Genomic DNA, 21121 nt, shown 5'->3' on the forward strand with positions numbered 1-21121 from the left:
CTATGGTCGGGTGGCAATCCAGCCCTCAGGAATGGTGGAGAATCTTTCCAGCTTTTCGTAATTCGCCAGGCAATCCGATAGGTTCTGGTAGCAATAGCGCCTTCTGTACGAAGTGAACGCGTCGATACCTATGCAAATGGCAACGGAGGCAAAAAGGCGCTTGACGCCCACGTACGTGCCGTCAGAAAGCAGTTTCGCTCCGATAAACCCAAAGTCATCGTTGCTCACGAGCTCACGGCTGAAGTCATCTTGCATGTCGCTCGGGCTCAGGATCTCTTGGATGTCGTGGCTGGGCACGGGTATCTCTCTCATTGACTTGAGCGATAACATACCGAAAATTTGACGTTTTTCAACCCTGCGGCATACAGAGGCATGCAGGGTTGCCGACCTGGGTCGGTCGATGAATATAATGGATCATATCGCCAAATGGCACAGGCTTATTCCAACAATAACAAGGGTTTCTCCAGCAATGTCCAGTTCACTAGTGGTCTATACAGTTGAGTACGGTAATTCCAGCGATCGCTCCTTTGCCATGTCCAGCGCAACCCTCAAACGCGGCTTTGACTATAGCGGCGTCCTACTTCACTCCAGCGAAGATCAAGCGAACGAAGCCATGGCTTCGGATATCGCCGATGGCGAAAGTCCGGATGAGATGCGGGTAGCTGTCCTCAAGATCAACCGCAATGGTGATCTGTATGATGCTTATGGCGTCATGTTGCACGACACCATTGCATTGCAAAACAACCAGAGCAAGCGTGAGGTGCGTCAGCATCTTCAGGAGTATTTTCTGCACGAGATGGCAGATAGGCGTAGCAAGATAGACATGACACCTGACCTCGCCATGGGCATGTAGGTGTCACGAAAATCAAGGGGAGGGGGCGCTGCTTTCGATGGTTTCGAGCGTGTAGCGCTTGTTCTTCTTGTCGTAGCCGACTGATTTGTAAAATTCTTCCAGGTTTTTGTGAAAGTGCACAGGTACGTCCTTGTGCATGGGGAAGATGGCTTCTTCAGCTTCGTAGGAGGCCGGAACCTTGACTTCGCAGAACCTGGGAATCCGACAATCCATCAGCCAGTTGGTTGAGCCCTTCAGGGCAGCAGACAGGCGCTTGAGCTCTCTCTGCCCAAACCAATAAAGGCTACGCTGATCCTGATCAGCCTGGGCTTTTCCTGCGCTATCCGAGATGCGGACTCTGTGAACCCCTACGGGGTCGCCATGACGATTCTCGATGACGACGTGTTCAGTGAAACATTCCATTTTTACGGCCCTGATGTCAGCTGCACTCCAATAGCCTAATTCTCTCACTGCGCAACCATCTTGGTAAAGTGTCACAAGGCCAGTACAAATGCCCTTGGTCTGAATAGCTTAGGAGGATGGTGACATTGCCCCTCAGACCTTAGATCGTTATTCGCTAATTGGGCAAAAGGCCTCCCCCCATACATCGCAAAGGTTGATCAGGAGAGGTGGCGTTTGTCCGAGGCCATCGTGCCAGGTAGCTCAGCCAGAACGAATCTGGGTGCTGAAATTTCGTGTTGTAAAAAACCGGTCAGTCAATATAATGGAAAACCGAATTATGCCGGCTTCCATCTGGAGATTAGCCAGTGAACCCTTTACGTGTCGTTCTACTTAATCCATGCCTCGTTGCAACACCCCTCAATTTCCGCAAGTGGTTGCGTGACAAGCTCGATCACTACGAAAAAGCTGGCGTTGTAAGCGGTGAGCGGGTGACAGGCATCCTGTTTCTCACAAAGACCTACAAGGGCGCAATTGGGTCTAAGAGCCTGGACAAGATACTCAAGGGCTCCCTGCTGCGTCGCTCTTGGATGGAGAATTTCAGTATCGTGACATCCGAGGTGCCGCTATCTGATGCGGAGGCTCAGGATTTTCTCGAAAAGGTTCAGGCTGACTTCAAAACCCAACAAGAAAGCCTGGCTCAGCCAGATGAAACACCTGACATCCATACCGATGAGATCATCGACACGTTGCTGGGATATCTGCCCCAGGATCTACGGGCAGATGGCTCGATTGATCATGCTATCGAGCCTCAGTGTGTCGTTCGCAAGGCCAGAGAATCTGATTTGAACGATACTCTCAAAGCCGAACAGGGCTACAGCATTGGCCAATGGTTTGTCATGGGCAAGGGCAGGGAGGGTGTAAGCGCTCTATTGAGCAGGCCCTTTGATACAGAGGCAGACGCAACCGATTATGCGGAACGCGAACATGGGGCCTCTGTATTCAAACAAGCTGCCGAGATTCAGCTTGCGCACCTGCAGGAACAAATTGAGGCAATGGCTTCATAGCCCCAAATCTGTTGCGAAGTGCTGGTCACGATATCGCTGGGGTAGCTTGGGAAGGTCGCGGAAGTAGGGGTGCCCATACTTATCCAGTTTTGGAAGATACTTCTTTTGGATGGAGCCAAGCGTGACCTCGTGAAACGCCGCCTGAACCAGATCAGGTTTTGACAGTAGGAGACGGTCGATAAAAGCATCCCTCAATTTGCCCTGCTGGGTCATTCCATCGGAGCGAAATGCGTTGGCTGGGCTCATGATCGCTTTGACGAGCAGTTGTGATGCTTGTCGATCGCTGTAGGCCTCCAGATAGTGGCAAGAGACATCGCGGCTCACAAAGGTAGGATATGACCATCTTCGGGCCGCGTACACCCCGATGAGCTCGTCTAGCGCCTCCTCACTCACAGCAGCAAGCGAGTAGGGTAGGTGATTACCGAAGCCCAGTCGGAAAATGTTTTCCTGGTCTGCCAGGTCAATGCCAGCAGCCTCACTGAACGCGATGATTTTATCGCTATGGCGATGGGCACCTAGCCCGTAGTAAGTCACGGCCATGTGTGAGGATGAAACTTCGGCCTTTGGATCCTCACGACGCACATCCAGGCCTAGGAAGTCCCCAGTGGAGATGCCAAAATCATCCCAATATTCCGGGTACAGAAAGAATGGAAGCTTGCAGAGACTATCCCTGACGCCTTCCTTGCCCGGATAGTCGACGGTCTGGGAAAAAAGATATTCCACACGCGAACGCACGCCCCTCATGACTCTCTCTGGATCAACACCCTGAAGGAGGAGTAGCTGGGCCGGCAGTGTCGTCAGCGCACCAGCCATCTGTTCGGTATACATAATTTTGGATTGGGCCGGTGGTTGTTGATTTCCTTTGTAATTATCAGCCACATCCAGTATCAAAAGTTCACTGGCTTTGCGAAAGCGAGACATGTCCACGTTGCACCAGTGATCTGGCTCCAGATCTCCAGTTTGCGACAGCCCGGTAATGTCCAGGATCAGTTGGCAATCTTCGTGTTCAGCAAGGTTTGACAAGCCCGCTACGCCGTCCAGGTAGAAGCTTGGGAACCACTCTCGCATGTACTCAATGAAATTCGGGGTTTTCCTCATTTCGTTGATTCTGCTTACCGCTTTGCCGGTGTCTTGACGCATTCTCTTCAGGTGAGGAGCCATGTTGCTGAGCAAGCGATCAAGGGTCAGCGCAGGATCTGTAGACGACGACATACCAATCATTCCCCACAGGCTCATCTCAACCAGCTGGGTCGTATCGTACGAGAAAGTGCCTGATTTCTCTGCATGGGAATAGACATACATCCTTTCCCGGTCAACCCCCTCGGCCTGGAGGAGTGCAGACATGTCCAGGTCGATCGGAGTTGAAAAGCGGTGCAGGGATTTAGTGCCGATGTTTTCGTCAGCCGCTTTGGCAGGGTCAAAGGTATATTTTTGCCCTGGCGTTTTTTCTTTTGAGAGAGACTGGAATTTCCTCTCCCATCGACGAGCCAGGTTTTCGAAGAGGGTGGTGGAGCCCTCATCACCTTCAACGCTTTGCCACAGTGACAGAAGTTCTGACCACTGTTTTTTTCCTACCAGTTTTTCAGCATGTTCTGGGGACATGCTTTTGAGCATCTTAGCCACTGAGAAACCCCTTTTCCTTCAGCATATCCTGGGCGAACAACGGCACTCAACAGGGTCAGGATTTATCCAAAGCCTGTCTAGATCGTTATTCGATAATATTGGGTATCATATCCCACGTTACCTCTACCAAGGCGTTGACAGTGGCGAAGCCAGATGGTCAGAGTAGAGCAGCAATCAATTTCAAATTGGAAAAAACAATGCGCACTCGAACAATTCGCAGAAAAGGCCAGGTTTCTCTTGTCATTGACAGGGAAGATCCAAGCGCGCCACGAGAAGTTCTTGCTTCACTGCAGCAGATGGCAGATTCGAGTAATTGGTTCGTCATCGATATACGTTTGCTCCAACGCCCTGTGGCCCATGAATTTTCCGGATCAGCTGCTGCAGAGGACTTCTGTGCCCATTTGACCCCTGAGTCGGCAGAAGAGAGAGATTTCTATGTCAAAAAGCTCGATGATTACCTGGAGCAGCAAGATGGCACGTTGTTGTGGTGCACGTACCGCAACATGTGGCGCGGGGAGCAAGGTATAGATGGCTACATACCTCCCTCCATAGTTCAGCCGCATGTCTACATGACCTTCAAGAACGGTCTCAAGCTGATGAAGGATATTCAAGATTATTGGGAATCGTTTGAGGGCAAAATAGCAGATGCAAAGGTTGAAAATCCCTACCGTCAGCCAAGAGAAGGCGAGCTCACGCGGGAGTGGTGGATGGAGAAAAACCTGCGCAAAGGGCAGGGGCTTGAGCCTTGAGAGAGTCGCCCTTCCCCGAAGGGGGCTGCTTTATAATCCCAGGTCGCCGGCAAGGATTTTGTTCCTATCTACTGAGCTTGCAGCAGCCAGTACGGCCTTGTTGTGTGTCAGGTGGTAGAGGCTGATGAAGCAAGCATGTTGGGTGGCATAAGCAACCATGGCTTGGTCAGGAATACACCCAATGCGATTCATCAGGGCTTTGCTTGGCAGGTTGAGCCCTTGAATGAAGGGTGGCCCCTGTGGTTTACCGAGTGAAAGAGCAAGCACTGCGTTGTAGGAAAGTTTTGCAGCGATTTTTTCAACCCAGCCACTATGACGGCAGCCCACACTTTTCCAAATATAGTTGACCAGGCCTTCACGAGAAACTGGGGATTCAATCAGCTTTTCGAGACAACGCATAGCCGCCAGCGCCTGCGGCGTGTCGAAGGACGACTCCGCCAGGGAGCATTGCCTGTTCTTTCCCTTCATGGGTCTGATCTGAGCTAGGCCGAACATTTGCTCCACTAGCCATCTGCTGGTGTACTGACCCAGCCGGATACCCTGTAGTACCTCGTCGATTGAGATAACCCCATCGAGCAACAAGGCGGGTACAGCGTTGTTGTCATGGATCTCTTCAAGATTTTTATCGTGCATAGGTAAAAATCCTCCAGGCTCAAGGCCAATATAGGGCTAAAGAAATTGGCGCACAATCGGTTCTTGAAGATTTCATGAAACTTGAGCGTCCCCGATCACCGCTTTATCGACATATTGACAGGCTGAGGTTATGATCCCCTGATCTCATTGGGCAGTCCTTTCTCATGTCGCTTTTCGTTTCGGCCAATTATGGTCGTTATCTGTCTACCTGGCTGACCGGATTTTCAGTCGCACTCATCGCGTTTTTGCCAGGCTGTGCGCAGGCATTTCCTTTCATTGCAGCGGGTGGAGGAGCTGTCATTTTACCGTATCTGCTTGCCATGTTGGCCGGATTGATGCGTAGCAAAATCGCCATAGCGGCCACGACACTCAGCATTCTGGGTGGCTATTGGCTGGTTTATGCGCCCTATGATTACGTGACAGACACCTATTCTTTTGAGGAAAACAGGCTGGCGGGCATGCTGGGTGAGCGTGTACACAGCATTCGCAACGTCAGGATGACAGCTCCCGATCTCACCAAAGAAGTGGCGTATCCAGAATTATTCTCCACGCAATCAAAGGTGCTTTTTGTCAACGATGGGGGGCTTGCCTGGCGCAACGGCTTTGAGGCCGAGTTTGTCCTCAGTAACCAGAGGTTTTTGACCAAGGACACCATTCTGGTCAGTGCCGGGGCAGAGCTTTCTGAGACTATCGCCAATGCTACCCAGACACGGTGGCTCAAAGGAGGGTTGATCGGCGTGCTGGAATCCTACGCCCAGCGAGCTGATTTCCCGGCTTTGAGCACTCAAGAGTGCCAACCCAATTCAAAATGTGCACGTATCGGCGTCATGGGCCCCGGATTTTTCATGCGTTTTTCAGGGTTTCCCTACAATTCCAAGGATAGAATGATCGATCTGCATGAGCTCATGATGCCTAATGGGGGTGGCATCGAAGTACTCAAAGGGTACCAGGATCAAGGATTGCACCTCTCCCTTGAGCTCTATGACTACCCAGGCAAGGATCTTGATCGAGGCATGTTCAATTTCCTTCAGAGCCAGGGAATCAAAGATCTGTCCGTCCATTACTACGATGAGCAGGCTAAAACAAAGGGTAACATTGACACCTTGGCCAGCCGTTTCGGAGGGTCAAACAAACACTTGGATTTGGCTGACATCGACTTTCTTTGCAAGAACGACACGTCGTTTGTTATGGCCTTTGACGGGCAAATGAACACAGGCATGCTGTTCCCCGAGACCCTTAGGGAGAACTGCGAAGCGATATTCCTACCCGTTGAAGGCATGCTGCCTCATCAAATCGCAGCCTACATCAAAGAACATCCCTTGCCCAAAGGGCGCCGCTTCGTAGGCATTTATACCGACAAGTCGACCGCCTTCTACACCAAGCTGATGCTTGGGCTCATGGCAGACCAGGGTTATCCGGTCGTAGGCATCACCTCCCTGGATAAGGAGCATATCTACGTGGGAGACCCCTTGAAAAGGGTGGCCGACAGCTTGCTCCTGTCTTTTAGTCAACACATCAAAGGGGCGGATGGAAAACCCTCTTCAGCCTGGGTCTCCTCGATATTTTCTCTGATCTTCGTTATGATCACTGGTGCCTTTTTGTACGCCGAACGGCGATGGCTGGTGATGCTCGCCTGGGTGGCTAACTTGGGCGTTATGTTGCTTCTCAATTTCTTTGCGCGCTACATTCCGAATGACCTGACAGTGGATATTTTCGAGGTCTGTGTGCTGGTGTCCACGGCTCAATTGGTGCTGGCTGTACTGCTCTCGCCCCGGAACAAGCCCTTCTCCAAGGCTTCAGGACTCACCTGGCTTAATCGTGCAGGATTTGATGTTCCGAGATCTCGGCAACTGCACAAATTCAATCAGCGAGTCTTCAACCGACTCATGGGTGCATCAACAACTGCGCTGATATTCCGATCGTGCGCTTCTGGAGAAAACCTGGAAAGTGGCGATAGCGGCAGATTTTCGAGTGTTGTTGCCAAAAACCCGTATGACTTCGACAGGGTTGCCGTTGCCTGGCAAGAAATGATCGAGTCGGGCCGAAAGCCGGGTTTTGTCGTACAACCTTACCTGGATTTTGAGACCGCTGGCGCCGTTTCGTCTGTACGCGATTTTCATGGTCACATTGGGTATGTGATCGAAACCTCTAAGCGGGCAGAAGGCGTGACGTCGGGTCATGATCCAGAAGTGATTCAACAATTCTTGAGCCGGGAAGCGCTCACCGCTTCACTATGCCCTCTACATCAGGGCGTGTTGGCATTGCACAGGCGTCTGCAAGGGCATTTCCTGGCCGAGTTCGGTGTCGAGCATGGCAAGGTGGTGTGGTTGCAGGTAATGCGTCAGCAAACGCTCGTGGGAGATCACAGAGGCTTTCATCAGGTTGGCTATTGCGAATCTGCGCTCAATGGTCTGATCGATGTTTCAACGGATGCCGCACTAGGATTCATGAGCAAAGCAGTAGTGGGTATTGACTACCTGCACCATCAAGGGAATATTTTCGAGCGCCCCACTCGCATCGGTACGTGGATCACTGCAATGTCTTTTGCAGCACCGTGGCGTGTGCTTGCTTGGCTTATAGGTAAAGCGCATGAGCAGATGATCAGTAATCCTGCGCGTATATTCAGTAGCTGGCACTTGTTATTCCTTGCTCGCCTGGCCTTGATTGTCGATCAAATAGCGTTGAGCAAGGGACTTTCAGATAGCGGTGTGCAAGATACGATGACGTTGCAGTACGCAACCACGTTTGGGGCATCTGAATTGTTTCTGCAATCGCCTGCGCAGATGTGCTCATTGCTAAGCGCCTACCAAATCTGTGAGCGTCGACCCGCAAGCTGCAAAAGAATCAATCTTCAGTTAAGCATTCGAGACAAGGCAAGAGAGGTTGTTCAGGTGGCCTATGCGATTGAGTGCTCCCGCCAGATGTCCAAAGGAAATCACTCTTCGAGCGTCATCATGCATGAGCCATCATTTTCCAGTGATCCAAACCTTGTCTGTGCTGGTTCCCGCCCGGTAGGGGGTGATGTATTTGACTGGGATGCAGAGGACTTCGAGAAAGAGAGGCTGCTAACACCCTCTGGAGGTGCAACTGTATTGCTGGCCAGGGCCGACCTGTCTCTGCTGGTCGCCCATCAGCACATTGCGTGCGTACGACTTAAAGTGCGCCCAGCCTACAATTCACATTTCGTCCAAAGGTGCCTGGCCTACGGCATCAGAGTGGAGGTGTCTGGGTAGTACTGCCCCAGAGTGCCCAATGGCTTTGTTCGATCAGGTCAAGCCTGTAGTTCAGCCCTTTGCAGGAGCAGTCTGATCACATCGTGATACTCGTGCCCAGGCTGCTCAGCCACTCTCAAGGCTGCCTCATTGAAAAGGATTTCGATGCAACCCTGCTTTTTATCGACATCGACATCGACTTCCACGGACGCGAGCAACCGATGCCGCGCTTTATGCCCTTCGTTGTCCACTACGATCACTGCATTTTCGAACAAATCCAGAGCAAGATCTGCAAGCTCTTCCTCTTCGCCGGCAAGAGGGTAGACCTTCAGTTGGCCAGGGCAGATTTGCATGATGTGATCCTGTTCTGTGATTGACGGGATTCTAGCGGATTTCAATCCAGTGCGGGCATTATTCAGGGCCCAACCCCCAGTTGCGATCTGCATCGTTACGCCTGTTGGCGCTGAAAGCTCCTTGGCTTGCAATGTGGTTAGGTTCGCCATTGGAGCCTGTCCATGAAAACGATTCGTTCCAATCATGGCTCTTGCCAGAATTGCTGCTTGAGCGGGTTAGGGTTTTGGAGATTTCTAGCCCAGCAACCGTCATCGCTCCATTAGAAACCTTGTGGTGCAGAAACAGATCGTGCAGAAAAGATTCGGTCAATTCGGGTTCGCGGATTTGGTCTAGAGGGCGATTGAGTCGAGCCAGCCTAGCCTCGCGCTTGCGGTTTTCTTCAGCCTTTCCAGCATTCAGGATTTCCTTGAGGCTCAGCTTAGACTTGGAATACTCGATGAGTTCCTGCCCTACACCCTCCAGGGTTACCGGCTTTGTCTTTGTTTCCAGGCGCCCGCACAGGTACAGCTCGATAAGGATCTTGGCAGCTCTTGGAGAAACTGTGTCCTTTCCGCCTTGAGCACCATCGGAATAATTCATCTCGAACAGCACGTCCGGCTCGATTGTGATACCGCCAATAACAACGGCCTGACGTTTTTGCACTTTGATGCCTTTGGCAGTGCTTCGAACCCCTCCGGTCTTGCGCTCCCAGCTTTTGATCAAATCCTTGGTCGATCGGGTCTTGACTCCAGGCATCTGGGCCATAGCTTCGCTGAGCAACAATAGTTTGGTCAGGGGGAGGGTCATGCCAAGTGTCCATGAGTAGTGAGAGGGACATCATGTTCACATTTTCCTGCCTTGCAGAGAAGCGCCGGGGCCCAGAAAAGACCTGATGTAAAAATCGGGCAACAAACTATCGATGTCAAATGACGTTTTATACATATATTGACAGTCAAGAAAATGCAGGTATGATGAGTGCCAATCCCAAGGCTGGATCCTGATCCCGCCGCAAGATCACATCCCTCGGTACCTGCCGACTGGGCGCACTACTCATTGAACAGGGTGACAGAATGGACAAGCCCATTCTCATGCTTGCGATTGCAGCGACGGTTGTATTCGTTCTTTATACGATGTTCGCCAGCTTCTTCGGTGATCATCACAACACTGATTCGGGCGGCGGCGATTCCGGTGAGGGATTCAGTGTCCTTCAGTTTCTGTCGATTCAATCGGCTTTGCTGGCTGTCATGAGCTACAGCTGGAGCTGGTTGTTCTGGACTGCAGGCGGCACTGATAAAGCGATCGCAGCATTGGCAACGGTCATCACCGGCACGGCCATGGTCGCATTCTACGTGCTGGGTATGCGGGCATTGAGAAAGCTCAATACGCATGACCAGATCGACGAATTCACTCCTGCTGTCGGTATGCATGCAACGGTCTACTCGACCATTCCTGCAAACAATGCCGGCTACGGGTTGGTTACGATTCTTTGCCCCAAACGGGGTGATTTTCAGATCAATGCGACATCAGTTTCTAAAGATCCGATCGTCACCGGCACCAAGGTGGTGCTGGCAGAGTTGAATCTGCCCTCCAGCGTCATCGTTCGCCCGGCATAAGGGCTGTGGCTTAACCATTTTCTTAGACAAGGACTACAAATTATGTTCGATATCCTCCCTGGTGTGATGATGTGGGTGATCCCGCTGATGATCGTTGCCGTGATCATCATGACAATCATCAAGCAATACAAGATCTGCCCCAGTGACAAGCTTATGGTCGTGTTCGGCGCCGGTAGCGGCGATGGTGCACGGATTGTGCATGGAGGGGGGCGCTTCGTTGTCCCTTTCGTACAGAACTATCGCTTTATGAGCCTGGCCCCGATCTCAATCCCAGTCAACCTGGAAAGCGCCCTTTCAAAAAACAACATTCGGGTCAACGTTCCGAGCCAGTTCACTATTTCAATTGCTTCGAAAGATCCAGCATTGGCCCAAAATGCTGTGCGCAATTTGCTGGAAATGGATGATCGGGCTATCCAAATCACTGCTTCCGAAATCATCATTGGCGCTCTGCGCTCAACTGTTGCAACCCTGTCGATCGAGGAGTTGACCCGCGATCGCGATACTTTCATTCGCTCGATCAACGACAACGTTGCAACCGAGCTAAACAAGATCGGAATGAATCTCATTAACGTTAACCTCAAAGATCTGACCGATGATTCGGGCTTTATTGAGGCGATGGGCAAAAAAGCTGCCGCCGAAGCAATCAATAAAGCAAATATTGAAGTCAGTGAGCAGGCACGTTTTGGCGAGATCGGCGTTGAGACCAATAACCGTGAGCGAGATGTCAGCGTAGCAGTACAAAAGGCTGAGGGTGAAATCGGCAAGAAAGAGGCCGAAAAGAACCAGGTTGTCCGAACCGCCGCCCTGGCCGCAGAAACTGCCCAAGGTGAAAACACCTCCAAAGCACTCGTGGCTGAGTCAGAAGCGCAGCTGAAAGTCAGCCAAGCAACTGCTTACCAGAGCGGCGAAGTGGCACGCGCCAAAGCCGACACGGCGGTGTCGCTTGAGCAACGTATTGCTCGGGAAGCAGAACTCTCCAAGGAGCAGCTGCCTTTGGCTGAGGTCGCTCGTAAACAGCTGGTAATCCAGGCCGAAGCGCAAGCTGAACAGTCTCGCATCCTCGCCGAAGGTGAGGCCAAGGCAACCCTGCTGCGGTTTGAAGCAGAAGCGGCTGGTCTGCAGAAAATGCTGGAAGCCAAGGCTGCCGGCTACAAGCAGATCATTGATGCAGCGGGTGGCGATCCGATCGCTGCCGCTAATCTGCTGCTGATCGAGAAGATGGAAGAGATCGTCCGGATCAATGCCGAGGCTATCAAAAACATCAAATTCGACAAGGTTACGGTCTGGGATAGCGGTAACGGCGCTGGTGGGAACGGTGGCGTTCAAGGCTTCCTGAAAAACTTCGCATCGGCACTGCCGCCTCTGAACGAGCTTGCCAAACAAGCCGGCATCAACCTGCCGCCTTTCATGGGAAGCCTTCAGCCAGGAGCAGTTCTGCCTGCGCCAAAGCCTGCTGACGCAGCGCCAGCCACAAAGGGCAGCGCAGTAGTGGTCAGTGACCGCCAGGTAGCAGATGCAGTGCCCGCGCAAGCGTAAGCTTTAGCAATCTTTATAAAAAACCCCGGCTTAGCCGGGGTTTTTCTTTGGGGTTTTGTAATCTTGGATTAGTGATATATTGATGATAAATAACAAGAAAGAGGCAAACCATGACTATCATATTCCCGGAACCTGGCCAGCTAGAGGCTGTTTTTAAAGCCCTTCCTTCCTTTGAGTGTCCCTCTCCAGACAAGACAGCATTTGGAGCCAAATTCGATGGCTCTGTTTCCTTGGCAGGCGCATTGAATTTCGCTGATAGCCAGTTGTGCAGCGGACTCTATCTTGCTGGACTGATCCTTTCGCAGTCAAATGCTTCGCAGGATTACATTTGTGATGCCTCTGATCTTTCAGATTTCGAAATTGAAGGTACAGAGGTGCGTTTGGTAATCGGAAACCTTACGGTTGCAGGTGACCTGGAAGTCTCAGCGCCCCTGATCGTCACTGGGGATCTTGTGGTTGAGGGTCGATACTGGGATCAGTGCGCCGAAGCTCGTGTAGCCGTGCTTGGCAATCTGATGTGCCACAACATGCGCACTACCGCCTGGGTGATTGTTGGGGGTCAGACCAAGGTCGAAAATTTCTTCTACGCACATCATAACGATGATGCCTTCGAGACCATCGGAATGCTGAGCGCAAGGGCAATCATGACCGATGACCATCAGATCCTTGCAGGTAGCATAATGGCCGAGTTCAGCCCTCTTGAAGGATCGTGTTTTGGAGAGAGCATTTTTGACACTCGCCAGGATGTCGACATCCGCCACTTGCTCAATTTATGGGACGATAATTTTGCCACGGTTATCGACCTTGATGACCTGCAAACGCGGCTTGAAAACGAATAGCTACCAGGCCACACCAAACTGAATCAGGGCTTGAAAGTCTCGGCCTGCGCGAGCCTTGCTTCGGCTTGAGACTGCCCATGCCTTGATCCAAGGGTTCTTGCCAGATGCTCGTACAGCGGTTTGGAGAAGTAAGTGGGCAGGTGATCGAAATCCTGATAGCCCAGGGCTCGCTTACATGAAATAGACGCCTGTTTTGCCGCCCTGGCTTCGTCAAAGAGAGGCAAGTCATCCAGTGTTCGGCGAAATGACATGGCGGCAACATGCTTGTAGCTCGACACCATCCTGGGCATGAAATCGACCACACAAGGTTTCATCACCCCGAATTGCTCCAACTTCTCGATCATTGCTGCCAGAGGCTCTGCCAAGCTGATCATTTTTTCACGAGTTTCACAATTCATGGCGGCTCGACTCGCCGCGCTGTGGATGATGCCATAAGCTGTTTTTGCATCGATCTCCTGATCTACCAGAGCTTCGGGGCAATCATCCTGGGCACAGCCAAATTGCAGAGCAACCTCGTTGATTGCCTGCACCAGATCCTGATACTTGAGTTTGGAATCAGTGACCATCTCTGGCTCAGTCACCTGAAGCGCCATGAAGATGCTGATTGGCATCTTGGTTTTCAGGAAATGCTCGATTGTATTGTGAGCAAACGGCGTGAAAGCGAAAAGCTCTCGATGCGCGTGTTTGGGGCGGATCTTGGAGGGTTGGCTCATGTCCATTACTCTATGGGCTGCCTGGTAGGTGCTGGTAATTTAGCGACCTGGCACCCGGCAGAGGGATTCTAAAACTATTGTGCCCTGTGCGCCTGCATGCCCTCAACCTCATGAGGGGGTTGTTTCAAAGTCTTCAACCTTTCACCGACGAGGGTTTGTTGTGCCACGATCGACTGCAGCATGCTTACCACATCCACGAAGCCATGCTTGTCCAGCAGTTGAGCGGCTCGCAGCGAATGCTCATCAGCGGTCGGAAAAAGGATTACCCGGCCTTGAGGCTGCTGGGCATCTTTAGGTAGGGTGTAATACGGCACCTGAAGCGTTCTGAGTGTGTTTTTGAATAGCCCCAGCGCCCTGGCTTCAGAAGACACCAGAAAGGCTCTGAATCGCAGCCCCAGGCCCCCAACTGCTACCGGATTGATGGCCTGCGTTACGAGCCTGCCAGTGATGGGCACCTTGCAGCCGATGCGGATTGCGATGTGCCGGGCGGCAGCGAAATGGTGTGAGCCCCCAGCATTGCAAAGCCACAGGCGCTCATCCCACAAGAATCGCATGAAAAAATCACCGGGCTCATCCTGGAGAATTCGAATTTCGTTATGAGCTAGATTGATTTGAAGCTTCTCAGGGGATAGCTCAGAGATTTTATCCTGGCAGCGATCAATGGCGAACGCATCAAGCGTTCGATACTTGGAAAGATCACCCTTAGAGCCTGTCAGGCCCGACACCTCAGATATGTCGAACTGGGACACCTCTGACCAGGTCTGACCCATGGCTCTAATCTCGGGGATGTCGATCAAGCTGCCGGCATACTCGTAGCCTGCTCGATCCCAGCCGCGCACCTGTCCTGGAGGTAGGTAGGTCGGGTCAAGGGCAGATCCGTGACCAAATTCATCCCACCTAAGCACCGATTGAGAACTGACATTTTCAGTTTGCTCTACAAACGCAGCTTGCAGATGAGCCGAGACGAGCACGTCCTCAAGTAGTTCAAAGCCGGGCTTAGGCTGCCTGATGCGGCTGATAAGGTTTCCAAGCAATTGCTTCATCACAATCTCCCCCTGGTTTGCTGCTAACTTCGCCTGGCAGCGGACTGACGAAACATACAGGACAGCGTTAGGTTGCGCCAGAGCCCTTTTTGGCAGAGTCAAGCCCAATAGACTACAAAACACGACATAGTGGTATATTGAAAGAAAAGTGATTTGATCATGACCCAGCTTTCAATTCTGATACCAGCCTACAAGGCCACCGCCACGCTGCCCAAGCTTGTCCAGCGCCTGCTTGCTCAAGCGGGCAGCCGGCATGACGTTGAAATTGTCATCAGTCCTGATGATGGAGAGTCTTATGAAACATTGCTGCCTTTTGACTCCCGAATAGTCTTCGCGCCAGCTGGTTTGAAAAGCGGCCCTGGAGTCGCACGTACACGCGCCCTTGTCGCTGCACGGGGCGATCATGTCACGTGGGTAGATGCCGATGACTGGATTGAGGATCACTACCTGGACAACCTCTTCACGGGGCTTGAGCATCACCGGGCCTTTGCTGTGCGGCCTGAGTATCGAGAATGTGGACATCGTGTGCGCGGCCTCGAAGCAAACATTCTGAACGCCAGCGGTCTTGCAGGCTTCTATGGCAGTGTACCTGTTGTGGCTCCAAAGGCTTGGCTGGCATGTTTTGCAGATGTGGTAGCGGAGGACGTCATAGCCACCATGCAGGTGCTGCACTCTAACGGCGGGCGCCTTCCGGTAGTGAATGCTGGCTATCACTTTCTTCTCAATGATGACTCATTTTGCGCCGTGCATGGAGCGACATTTACAGCGGCTTATCAAGAGAACCTGCATAATCTGAAGGAGTTGTGTCGCCAACTGACAGCACCCGACCTTGAGTCAAGCTTGAGAATGCTTTTTGAATCTCGACTCGCCATGAGCACTCGCTTTGATGAAGCCATTGCGAATGATCCTGGGGCTGATTACCATCGCTTCGTGCTGGGAGACCAGAAGAAAATCCCGGCGCCTTACAGCGGCCCCTTGGGTCGTTGGTACTGATTGGAGCAAAGGCATGGGCAAAGTAATTGATGGATCTGATCGATTTGAACTCAAAAAGGGGCTGGATGAAGCAGTCGATAATCTGAGCATCATCGTGGATGGAGTAAGGGGAGGAGGGGTGGCTTCGGGAGATTATTCTGAGGCTGCAATTGGTTATGTCGAGCGATTTCTGTCTGGCCATATCCAGCCTCACTACGACATCCTTGAAGACAGCGACACTCTGTACTGCCTCATGAAGCAGGATCAGCCTAGGTACCAAACCTTGATTGGCTACGTGATGCGCTACGCCCATTCAGACTGCCACTGCCTGAGCATCGCCCTTACAGAGATCAACCCAAATATCAGGCTGTTGAAGGTCGTGGACTCGATGGGTGTCCCTATGCACAGCTGTATTGCTGGGGCAGATGATGCTCTGGTGCTTGACGCCAATGGTGTGCATCTCAGCGAGTCACTCCTGTCGCACTGGTCGCGTATATCGGGGGCTCAAGTTCGTCTGCTGCCCACTACTGCGCAAGAGCTGTTTTTCTTCAGTGGCTATGGTGATGAGGAGTTAATCGAAGCCACAAATGGATTTGGCTACTTGTCCTTGTTCATGAGTGAGCGCGAGGTCGAATTGAGTATTGCCTCAATTGAGGAGTTGGACGAGCCTGGCCTGGATATTTGAGCATCCGAGGGCGGTGCTCGATCGAGGTGCATGACTTGTATTTTCTTGCATACAGCAATCTTAAAGTTCAGCATACAGGGTCTAATAAACCCTGCATGCTAGTCCTAATCCTGATCGCAGACGTTGCGTATAAATCGTTGTATGCACAAGATATCTTTGCAGGTATAGCTGCAAAGATCTGTTCTGTATGCAGGCATCGTCATGAATGGCATAATACGATTCCAAATTAGGTACCCGGTGAGGCCCTCGATGCAGATTTCCCCTAAAGGTATGCGGATCGTAGGTATCAGAACGACCTATGATTCAGCAAGGCAGCGTGGAGTGGGTTCGCAGGTGATTTCTTTCAGGTCATACCTGAATACTATTGAGGAAATCCGCACAGTCGAACCAAAAGGAGCCCTTCAGCTTGATGGTCTGAAGGCAGATGAGCTGAGCCAACTCAAAGCCTGGCTTCTCAAGCGATCCAATGACCGCGAACAAGCCAGCAATCAGGCTGCTGTTCGCAATCTTGAGCGTCAATTGGACTTGGCCCTAAAGGCCCTAGACACGGAATCTGGTCAGCTCGGCCTTACCTCAGATTTGGCGAGCAGACTCTATGTGAAAATTCGCGATCTCCAGATGGCCATGAAGAAGGCTGGGCATTCGAGACCCCTAGTTGGGGATGCGAAAAAGGGGTCATAGCGACCCCTTTTCTTCATGTCGTCGATCAGAAGCCCATTGCGTGATCGTGGTATGTCGCCTGCCCTGTAATCTCAATGGTTGCCATCTGAATCTGCGAAGGGCTGACATCGGCAACAGGCTCATCAAAGATTCTGAGCGTGGCAAATGTTGAAACTTGATTTGCCTGTGCGCCGTACCCGTACTTCTGGATGACGGAGTTTATGACTGACAAGGCAGCTTCTGAACTTGAGATGCCCTGGATGATGCCGTGAAGATCGACGCCGGGAGCTTCGGGGCCGGACACGTGTTTCTGGGCTGCAAATTCTGCTACTGCCACCCGGTTTTGCAGAAAGGCATTGTCGACTTCACTTTTTGCCGCCGCTGTTAGGAAGGTCACCAGGAAGTCGCCACGCTCGATTCGGCCAGCGTTCAGATCAGCGACCCAATAGGCCTTGCCCCCAGCATCAGGTTCTCGCCCCAGAGCATTCTTGTAAGCAAATTCAACGTAATCACTGTTGTTTAGGGTTGTTCCGCCTTCCCCATTCTGAGCGCCTGCTACGTACATGGTCTTGCCAATCTGGAGGAAGGCTTCGTTGATGGGCTTGCCGCTTTCGATCAAGCCAGCGAGCTCGTTAGCCCAATACTTCAGCCCGTCATATTCTGGGGCGCGGCTGAATGCGCCGACATACATGCTGGTGAGGAAATCCTCCTGGGCCTGGTTAATGCCTGAAAATACGAGGTTTGCCGCAGGCAAGGCAATACCGGTGTAGATGGGTTGTACAGCTTGCTCAACCAGGGTCTCTACAGCAGGTGGCTGCCCAGTAGGTGCAATGATGCTGATGGTTGTCACGAATTGTGAGGTGGTCAAAACGCCAGAGTGGATGGCGTCAACAAGGTCAGCCTGATCAGAAGAAGATGCTCCCTTATAGAAATAGCTGACCAGCTGGGAGGTGTCGGCCTTGGCGAGCACTTTGTCCGTGTCAACACGCTCAGCCGGGGTTAGCGAGGGCATAATAAAAGAACCCTCGATTGCCGAGGACAGCACCGCACCTTGCTTGATAGCGGATTCATAAGCGGAAAGCAGTGAGGTTCCATTGCCCAGCATCATCTCGAAAACCTGCAGGGCGACGTCCTTCATGGTGGAGTTGGATGGCAGGTATATGTCATAGAAAGAGGCGATGTTTGAGTATGCCAATTCACGTGTGATATTCATGGAAATACCTGCTGTAGAAGGTTGCTGAACTTTAAAAAACAAAAATAGTTAATAATTGACAATTTGTCAATGGGCAGGAAACTCATCCCTACTGGATCAAGCATTTATCGCCGGAGCCAGCCACGTACACAGCGTTGATGGGTCGCCCGTAGGCAGATGTAGCAAAATCTGTACAAAAAACGTTAAGATTAGTTTGGTACGAAGGTTTTTCTTCACCATTTATAGCGGCTGCCTGCCGGATAGTTGCTGCTGTAGTGCTCCAAGTGGCAAGAAGAGCATCGTCTAGGCTGGTGCCAGGGCTCGCGGCCTGGTATTGATTGGCTAGGCCCACCCAAAAGTTTTGCCAATTCAAATATCCACCATAATCTGGGCATCTGAGCAGTACAGGGTTGAAGCTCCTGTACATTTGAATAAGTATTTCTTTGTAGCTTGCCGAAAGCGGGCCTGAGTAATAACTAGGATTTGACGAGTTGCAAATGAATATTGTGACGTAAAACTGCTCACCTACGGTACCCGAGCCAGTCCCAGGAGCGATGGGGTCTTTCACACAGGCATTGGTGACCTCAACGCATGATCCCCAGGAGGTGCTTCCTGTTGAGCTCACCTGTTCTGATCCAGCTGGTGGTAAGCGCCATCCAAAGACCAGGTAGGTGCCTGATTGCTGTGACGTGCAGTAGCCTGATCCGGAGCAACTGCAGCTACAAGACCTGGATGTAGAAACGGTGCGTAGCTGTAGAGGAGATGTGCAGCGCCCTACGACGATATCCCACATCTGCCCTGAGGCGCACCCGCTGCCACCAGGGTTTACCGCGACATTCATGTTGCTCATATTCGTTTGATAAAAGATCGTCCCGGTGTTGATCGCAGGGTCTGCTGCCCAGGACGGGATGACAAAAAGCAAGCTTATGACTACCGCCAGGATGGGGGAAAAGAAACGCCTGATCATTTTTTGTGCTCGCTTTGTAATCTTCATTTAGAAGGCCTTGCAACCCTGAATAATCAAGGCTTTGGCCTTTAGCCCATTGGGGGTAATTTGCAATACGTTATTGACCACATCGGCGGATTGAGCAACGTGAATGGTGCTCGCAGTTGTAGAATTTGCTGATCCCGTGAAGGTGCCACTTACCGAAACGCTTCCTGCAGAGCTGACCTGACCAGTGCCTCTAATTGTGCCTGAAAGGGCGCCTTGAACATCGATGTCGGTTCCCTTGAGGGTCACGTCAGCTGATTGAAGTGTGGCGTAGGTGAATGGAATCAGATGCTGACCTGGGCATGAGGGGGCGGGTACAGCCTCGCCATTCAAAGCATACCTGGCCACAGTCACTGTTTGGGATGTCAGTTCAAACCACGTTCCAGATTTGCACATTACCACTGTTTCTTTGGTGCTCAGGCCAGTAGCGCCGTTTGTGTCGCAAGAAGAGCCAGGGGCGTAGGAGGTGATTGAGCGAAAGCCTTTGTGACTGGAGATATTTCCCTGTGTCTCAAGCTGATTATTAAGGTAAACGTTTCGAGAGTCCCCTTGCCTTACGAATTGATTGAACATGGTGCTGTTCAAAGAGGCGGCAACCACCAGATGGCCTGGGCTACCTCCAGGAATGCCGATGTCGGTGGAGCTGAAGTTGAAAAGCGCACCATTGACGATCGCAGGGTTATTGCTGTTTGAGCCGCCAAAGCCATCCGCCGCCTCGATCGCCTTGCCTACCAAGTTGCCATCGAAATTCTGGTTTGCAGGGGGTGTGGCACATGACGTCACGTCGACTGCCGCCCTAGTGCGCTGCTTGGATATAGGCCAGCAGGTGTACACAAAGGCCGTCACCTCGCAACCAGATCCTGGGCACACGCCCGGCGTTCTGGAAAGCGAGATCATGATGGATCGACCCAGCGGAGGAGTGTTTGGAAAATCCTTGGGCAACAGCCCGTCGTTCTTGAGATCCAAGACGCTAATAGTCGCCTTGTCTGTAGAAAACTTTGCCCAAGCGGGCGTAGTGGGATAGGTGCCTGATGGGGCTCCTGATGTATCTACCAGCGTCAGGGCTTCATGATGCCGGCCTAGCGCGCTTATTACCGCGCCCCTGACCGTCAGAAGGTATTTGCCAGTCGACTGGGCGGAGGCCTCATAGACAGCGGCGCTCCATGTCCCAGCAGCCAGAGCTGCCAGTGCCATCATGACCATAATGCTGATCATGAGAGAAATCATCGCAAAGCCGCGTTGATTCGATTTGCTTTGCAATTTTGGCACGGCAGCATCCCTCGCTTACTTGATGGTGAAGACCATTTCGTTCACATCACCGTCAAGGCAGTTCGCGCCAGCAGAGCCTGCCTGGTAGGCAACTTTTACAGTGTTGGTTTCGTCAGTGGACTTCACGACAGCGCCGTTGATTGTCATGTCTTCAACGGACTGGCTCATCGCAGTAGCCAAGCCTGGGCAGGCTGCCCGGTTCAGCGACTTGAAGGTCAGCGCCAGGGTGTCGCCGGTTTCAGCAATGGTCACAGTACCTGCGTCGCCGTTGCCACCCAGACCGTGGCGAACAACGGTGCCGCCGCCACTTTCGCCCGAGCGGTCACCAACCTGCAAGGAGCTGCCGCGCACGTCACGAGAAAAGGCTTTCTGGTCGATGCCTTTGTATGGGGTAGTGCCAGCCCCCATTGAGTTTGTTTGCACCCTGGCAAGGTATTTCTGCGTGTCCTGCGCCACCGAAGGAATGGCCCCCTCAACCAGGTAGTCTTTGATCTTGGGAATGCCCCAAACCGAAAGAATGACGGTGATCATCAAGGTGATGCCCAGAGACAGCAGCATGTTTCCTTTCTGTTTGTGAGGCATGCCGGTCATGCCTTTAGGCGTGCTTGCAGGGCTCTTTGGCATTTGTGTCAGCTTTTTCATGTTGCACCTTTTTTTTATTGTTGGTTTGGTCACAGAAAAAAATTACGCCAGTACTGCGGGCTGACTAACAGCAGGAGTACCAGGATGAAGAAATATTCACACATTTACATCTATATTG

At 52.0% G+C, this 21121-nt stretch carries 22 protein-coding genes; 10 read left to right on the forward strand and 12 right to left on the reverse strand.

Translation table 11 applies throughout. The features are described 5' to 3' along the window. Entirely contained in the window at nt 1-297 is a 297-nt protein-coding gene (locus tag IFT57_RS05570) for a hypothetical protein (protein WP_241032724.1), read from the reverse strand. Between the two features lie 112 nt (nt 298-409). On the opposite strand from IFT57_RS05570, the gene IFT57_RS05575 reads away from it, so the two are divergent. Continuing rightward, on the forward strand, nt 410-853 hold the full coding sequence (locus tag IFT57_RS05575) for a hypothetical protein (RefSeq protein WP_241032723.1): 444 nt from the start codon (nt 410-412) through the stop codon (nt 851-853). 12 nt (nt 854-865) lie between these two features. On the opposite strand, the gene IFT57_RS05580 is transcribed toward IFT57_RS05575, so the two are convergent. Next, nucleotides 866-1255 carry a hypothetical protein gene (locus IFT57_RS05580; protein ID WP_122531409.1) on the reverse strand — a complete coding sequence of 130 codons (390 nt, stop codon included), beginning with the start codon at nt 1253-1255 and terminating at the stop codon, nt 866-868. A gap of 344 nt (nt 1256-1599) precedes the next feature. On the opposite strand from IFT57_RS05580, the gene IFT57_RS05585 reads away from it, so the two are divergent. Beyond that, entirely contained in the window at nt 1600-2298 is a 699-nt protein-coding gene (locus tag IFT57_RS05585) for a hypothetical protein (RefSeq protein ID WP_122531408.1), read from the forward strand. Here IFT57_RS05585 and IFT57_RS05590 read toward each other — a convergent pair. Continuing rightward, on the reverse strand, nt 2293-3912 hold the full coding sequence (locus tag IFT57_RS05590; RefSeq protein ID WP_197982725.1) for a hypothetical protein: 1620 nt from the start codon (nt 3910-3912) through the stop codon (nt 2293-2295). The two genes, IFT57_RS05585 and IFT57_RS05590, sit on opposite strands and share 6 nt — an antisense overlap. A gap of 149 nt (nt 3913-4061) precedes the next feature. Between IFT57_RS05590 and IFT57_RS05595 the strand changes: the two genes are divergently transcribed. After that, nucleotides 4062-4670: a hypothetical protein gene (locus IFT57_RS05595; RefSeq protein WP_241032722.1), complete on the forward strand. Its 609-nt coding sequence runs from the start codon at nt 4062-4064 to the stop codon at nt 4668-4670. A 30-nt stretch (nt 4671-4700) separates the two neighbouring features. On the opposite strand, the gene IFT57_RS05600 is transcribed toward IFT57_RS05595, so the two are convergent. Next, on the reverse strand, nt 4701-5303 hold the full coding sequence (locus IFT57_RS05600) for a hypothetical protein (protein WP_122531406.1): 603 nt from the start codon (nt 5301-5303) through the stop codon (nt 4701-4703). A 164-nt stretch (nt 5304-5467) separates the two neighbouring features. On the opposite strand from IFT57_RS05600, the gene IFT57_RS05605 reads away from it, so the two are divergent. Beyond that, the gene (locus tag IFT57_RS05605) at nt 5468-8536 is read left to right on the forward strand and encodes a hypothetical protein (RefSeq protein WP_122531405.1); all 3069 of its coding nucleotides are present in this window, start codon (nt 5468-5470) and stop codon (nt 8534-8536) included. Between the two features lie 38 nt (nt 8537-8574). On the opposite strand, the gene IFT57_RS05610 is transcribed toward IFT57_RS05605, so the two are convergent. Beyond that, nucleotides 8575-8868, reverse strand: coding sequence for a hypothetical protein (locus tag IFT57_RS05610; protein WP_122531404.1), 294 nt, complete (start codon nt 8866-8868; stop codon nt 8575-8577). A 58-nt stretch (nt 8869-8926) separates the two neighbouring features. Beyond that, a complete protein-coding gene (locus IFT57_RS05615) occupies nt 8927-9655 on the reverse strand; it encodes a hypothetical protein (protein ID WP_122531403.1) in 729 nt (242 codons plus the stop codon). A gap of 263 nt (nt 9656-9918) precedes the next feature. Here IFT57_RS05615 and IFT57_RS05620 point away from each other — a divergent pair, with 263 nt between their 5' ends. The 3 genes from IFT57_RS05620 to IFT57_RS05630 all read left to right on the forward strand — a co-directional run bounded on the left by IFT57_RS05620 (nt 9919) and on the right by IFT57_RS05630 (nt 12836). After that, the gene (locus tag IFT57_RS05620; protein WP_122531402.1) at nt 9919-10461 is read left to right on the forward strand and encodes a hypothetical protein; all 543 of its coding nucleotides are present in this window, start codon (nt 9919-9921) and stop codon (nt 10459-10461) included. 42 nt (nt 10462-10503) lie between these two features. Beyond that, on the forward strand, nt 10504-11997 hold the full coding sequence (locus tag IFT57_RS05625; RefSeq protein ID WP_122531401.1) for a flotillin family protein: 1494 nt from the start codon (nt 10504-10506) through the stop codon (nt 11995-11997). A 110-nt stretch (nt 11998-12107) separates the two neighbouring features. Further along, complete coding sequence (locus IFT57_RS05630; protein ID WP_122531400.1) at nt 12108-12836, forward strand: hypothetical protein; 729 nt, start codon at nt 12108-12110, stop codon at nt 12834-12836. 23 nt (nt 12837-12859) lie between these two features. On the opposite strand, the gene IFT57_RS05635 is transcribed toward IFT57_RS05630, so the two are convergent. Further along, nucleotides 12860-13549, reverse strand: a complete 690-nt coding sequence (locus tag IFT57_RS05635; protein WP_122531722.1) for a hypothetical protein — start codon at nt 13547-13549, stop codon at nt 12860-12862. 74 nt (nt 13550-13623) lie between these two features. Next, nucleotides 13624-14592 (reverse strand): DUF6685 family protein, encoded by a 969-nt coding sequence (locus tag IFT57_RS05640; RefSeq protein ID WP_122531399.1) that lies wholly within the window; start codon nt 14590-14592, stop codon nt 13624-13626. A 159-nt stretch (nt 14593-14751) separates the two neighbouring features. Here IFT57_RS05640 and IFT57_RS05645 point away from each other — a divergent pair, with 159 nt between their 5' ends. The 3 genes from IFT57_RS05645 (at nt 14752) to IFT57_RS05655 (ending at nt 16930) form a co-directional block, all read left to right on the forward strand. Next, a complete protein-coding gene (locus IFT57_RS05645) occupies nt 14752-15585 on the forward strand; it encodes a glycosyltransferase family 2 protein (protein ID WP_163020510.1) in 834 nt (277 codons plus the stop codon). 13 nt (nt 15586-15598) lie between these two features. Next, complete coding sequence (locus IFT57_RS05650; protein WP_122531397.1) at nt 15599-16249, forward strand: hypothetical protein; 651 nt, start codon at nt 15599-15601, stop codon at nt 16247-16249. Between the two features lie 249 nt (nt 16250-16498). Further along, complete coding sequence (locus IFT57_RS05655; RefSeq protein WP_122531721.1) at nt 16499-16930, forward strand: hypothetical protein; 432 nt, start codon at nt 16499-16501, stop codon at nt 16928-16930. Between the two features lie 25 nt (nt 16931-16955). Here the strand turns inward: IFT57_RS05655 and IFT57_RS05660 are convergent, their stop codons facing one another. The 4 genes from IFT57_RS05660 to IFT57_RS05675 all read right to left on the reverse strand — a co-directional run bounded on the left by IFT57_RS05660 (nt 16956) and on the right by IFT57_RS05675 (nt 21003). Then, complete coding sequence (locus IFT57_RS05660) at nt 16956-18122, reverse strand: DUF4214 domain-containing protein (protein WP_122531396.1); 1167 nt, start codon at nt 18120-18122, stop codon at nt 16956-16958. Between the two features lie 88 nt (nt 18123-18210). Further along, nucleotides 18211-19095: a hypothetical protein gene (locus IFT57_RS05665; RefSeq protein ID WP_192150933.1), complete on the reverse strand. Its 885-nt coding sequence runs from the start codon at nt 19093-19095 to the stop codon at nt 18211-18213. After that, on the reverse strand, nt 19096-20361 hold the full coding sequence (locus IFT57_RS05670) for a hypothetical protein (RefSeq protein ID WP_163020509.1): 1266 nt from the start codon (nt 20359-20361) through the stop codon (nt 19096-19098). A gap of 15 nt (nt 20362-20376) precedes the next feature. Further along, nucleotides 20377-21003 carry a type 4 pilus major pilin gene (locus IFT57_RS05675; protein WP_122531394.1) on the reverse strand — a complete coding sequence of 209 codons (627 nt, stop codon included), beginning with the start codon at nt 21001-21003 and terminating at the stop codon, nt 20377-20379. Between the last annotated feature and the right edge of the window lie 118 nt (nt 21004-21121).

It is taken from the genome of Pseudomonas sp. CFBP 13719, from assembly GCF_014842095.1.
GTDB lineage: Bacteria > Pseudomonadota > Gammaproteobacteria > Pseudomonadales > Pseudomonadaceae > Aquipseudomonas.

Bases quoted from the DNA above. Each gene is read 5' to 3' on its own strand.
- IFT57_RS05575 (WP_241032723.1), top strand. From the start codon at position 410: ATGGATCATATCGCCAAATGGCACAGGCTTATTCCAACAATAACAAGG.
- IFT57_RS05580 (WP_122531409.1), bottom strand. From the start codon at position 1,255: ATGGAATGTTTCACTGAACACGTCGTCATCGAGAATCGTCATGGCGAC.
- IFT57_RS05590 (WP_197982725.1), bottom strand. From the start codon at position 3,912: ATGCTCAAAAGCATGTCCCCAGAACATGCTGAAAAACTGGTAGGAAAA.
- IFT57_RS05600 (WP_122531406.1), bottom strand. From the start codon at position 5,303: ATGCACGATAAAAATCTTGAAGAGATCCATGACAACAACGCTGTACCC.
- IFT57_RS05605 (WP_122531405.1), top strand. From the start codon at position 5,468: ATGTCGCTTTTCGTTTCGGCCAATTATGGTCGTTATCTGTCTACCTGG.
- IFT57_RS05610 (WP_122531404.1), bottom strand. From the start codon at position 8,868: ATGCAAATCTGCCCTGGCCAACTGAAGGTCTACCCTCTTGCCGGCGAA.
- IFT57_RS05615 (WP_122531403.1), bottom strand. From the start codon at position 9,655: ATGACCCTCCCCCTGACCAAACTATTGTTGCTCAGCGAAGCTATGGCC.
- IFT57_RS05620 (WP_122531402.1), top strand. From the start codon at position 9,919: ATGGACAAGCCCATTCTCATGCTTGCGATTGCAGCGACGGTTGTATTC.
- IFT57_RS05625 (WP_122531401.1), top strand. From the start codon at position 10,504: ATGTTCGATATCCTCCCTGGTGTGATGATGTGGGTGATCCCGCTGATG.
- IFT57_RS05630 (WP_122531400.1), top strand. From the start codon at position 12,108: ATGACTATCATATTCCCGGAACCTGGCCAGCTAGAGGCTGTTTTTAAA.
- IFT57_RS05635 (WP_122531722.1), bottom strand. From the start codon at position 13,549: ATGAGCCAACCCTCCAAGATCCGCCCCAAACACGCGCATCGAGAGCTT.
- IFT57_RS05640 (WP_122531399.1), bottom strand. From the start codon at position 14,592: ATGAAGCAATTGCTTGGAAACCTTATCAGCCGCATCAGGCAGCCTAAG.
- IFT57_RS05645 (WP_163020510.1), top strand. From the start codon at position 14,752: ATGACCCAGCTTTCAATTCTGATACCAGCCTACAAGGCCACCGCCACG.
- IFT57_RS05650 (WP_122531397.1), top strand. From the start codon at position 15,599: ATGGGCAAAGTAATTGATGGATCTGATCGATTTGAACTCAAAAAGGGG.
- IFT57_RS05655 (WP_122531721.1), top strand. From the start codon at position 16,499: ATGCAGATTTCCCCTAAAGGTATGCGGATCGTAGGTATCAGAACGACC.
- IFT57_RS05660 (WP_122531396.1), bottom strand. From the start codon at position 18,122: ATGAATATCACACGTGAATTGGCATACTCAAACATCGCCTCTTTCTAT.
- IFT57_RS05665 (WP_192150933.1), bottom strand. From the start codon at position 19,095: ATGAAGATTACAAAGCGAGCACAAAAAATGATCAGGCGTTTCTTTTCC.
- IFT57_RS05675 (WP_122531394.1), bottom strand. From the start codon at position 21,003: ATGAAAAAGCTGACACAAATGCCAAAGAGCCCTGCAAGCACGCCTAAA.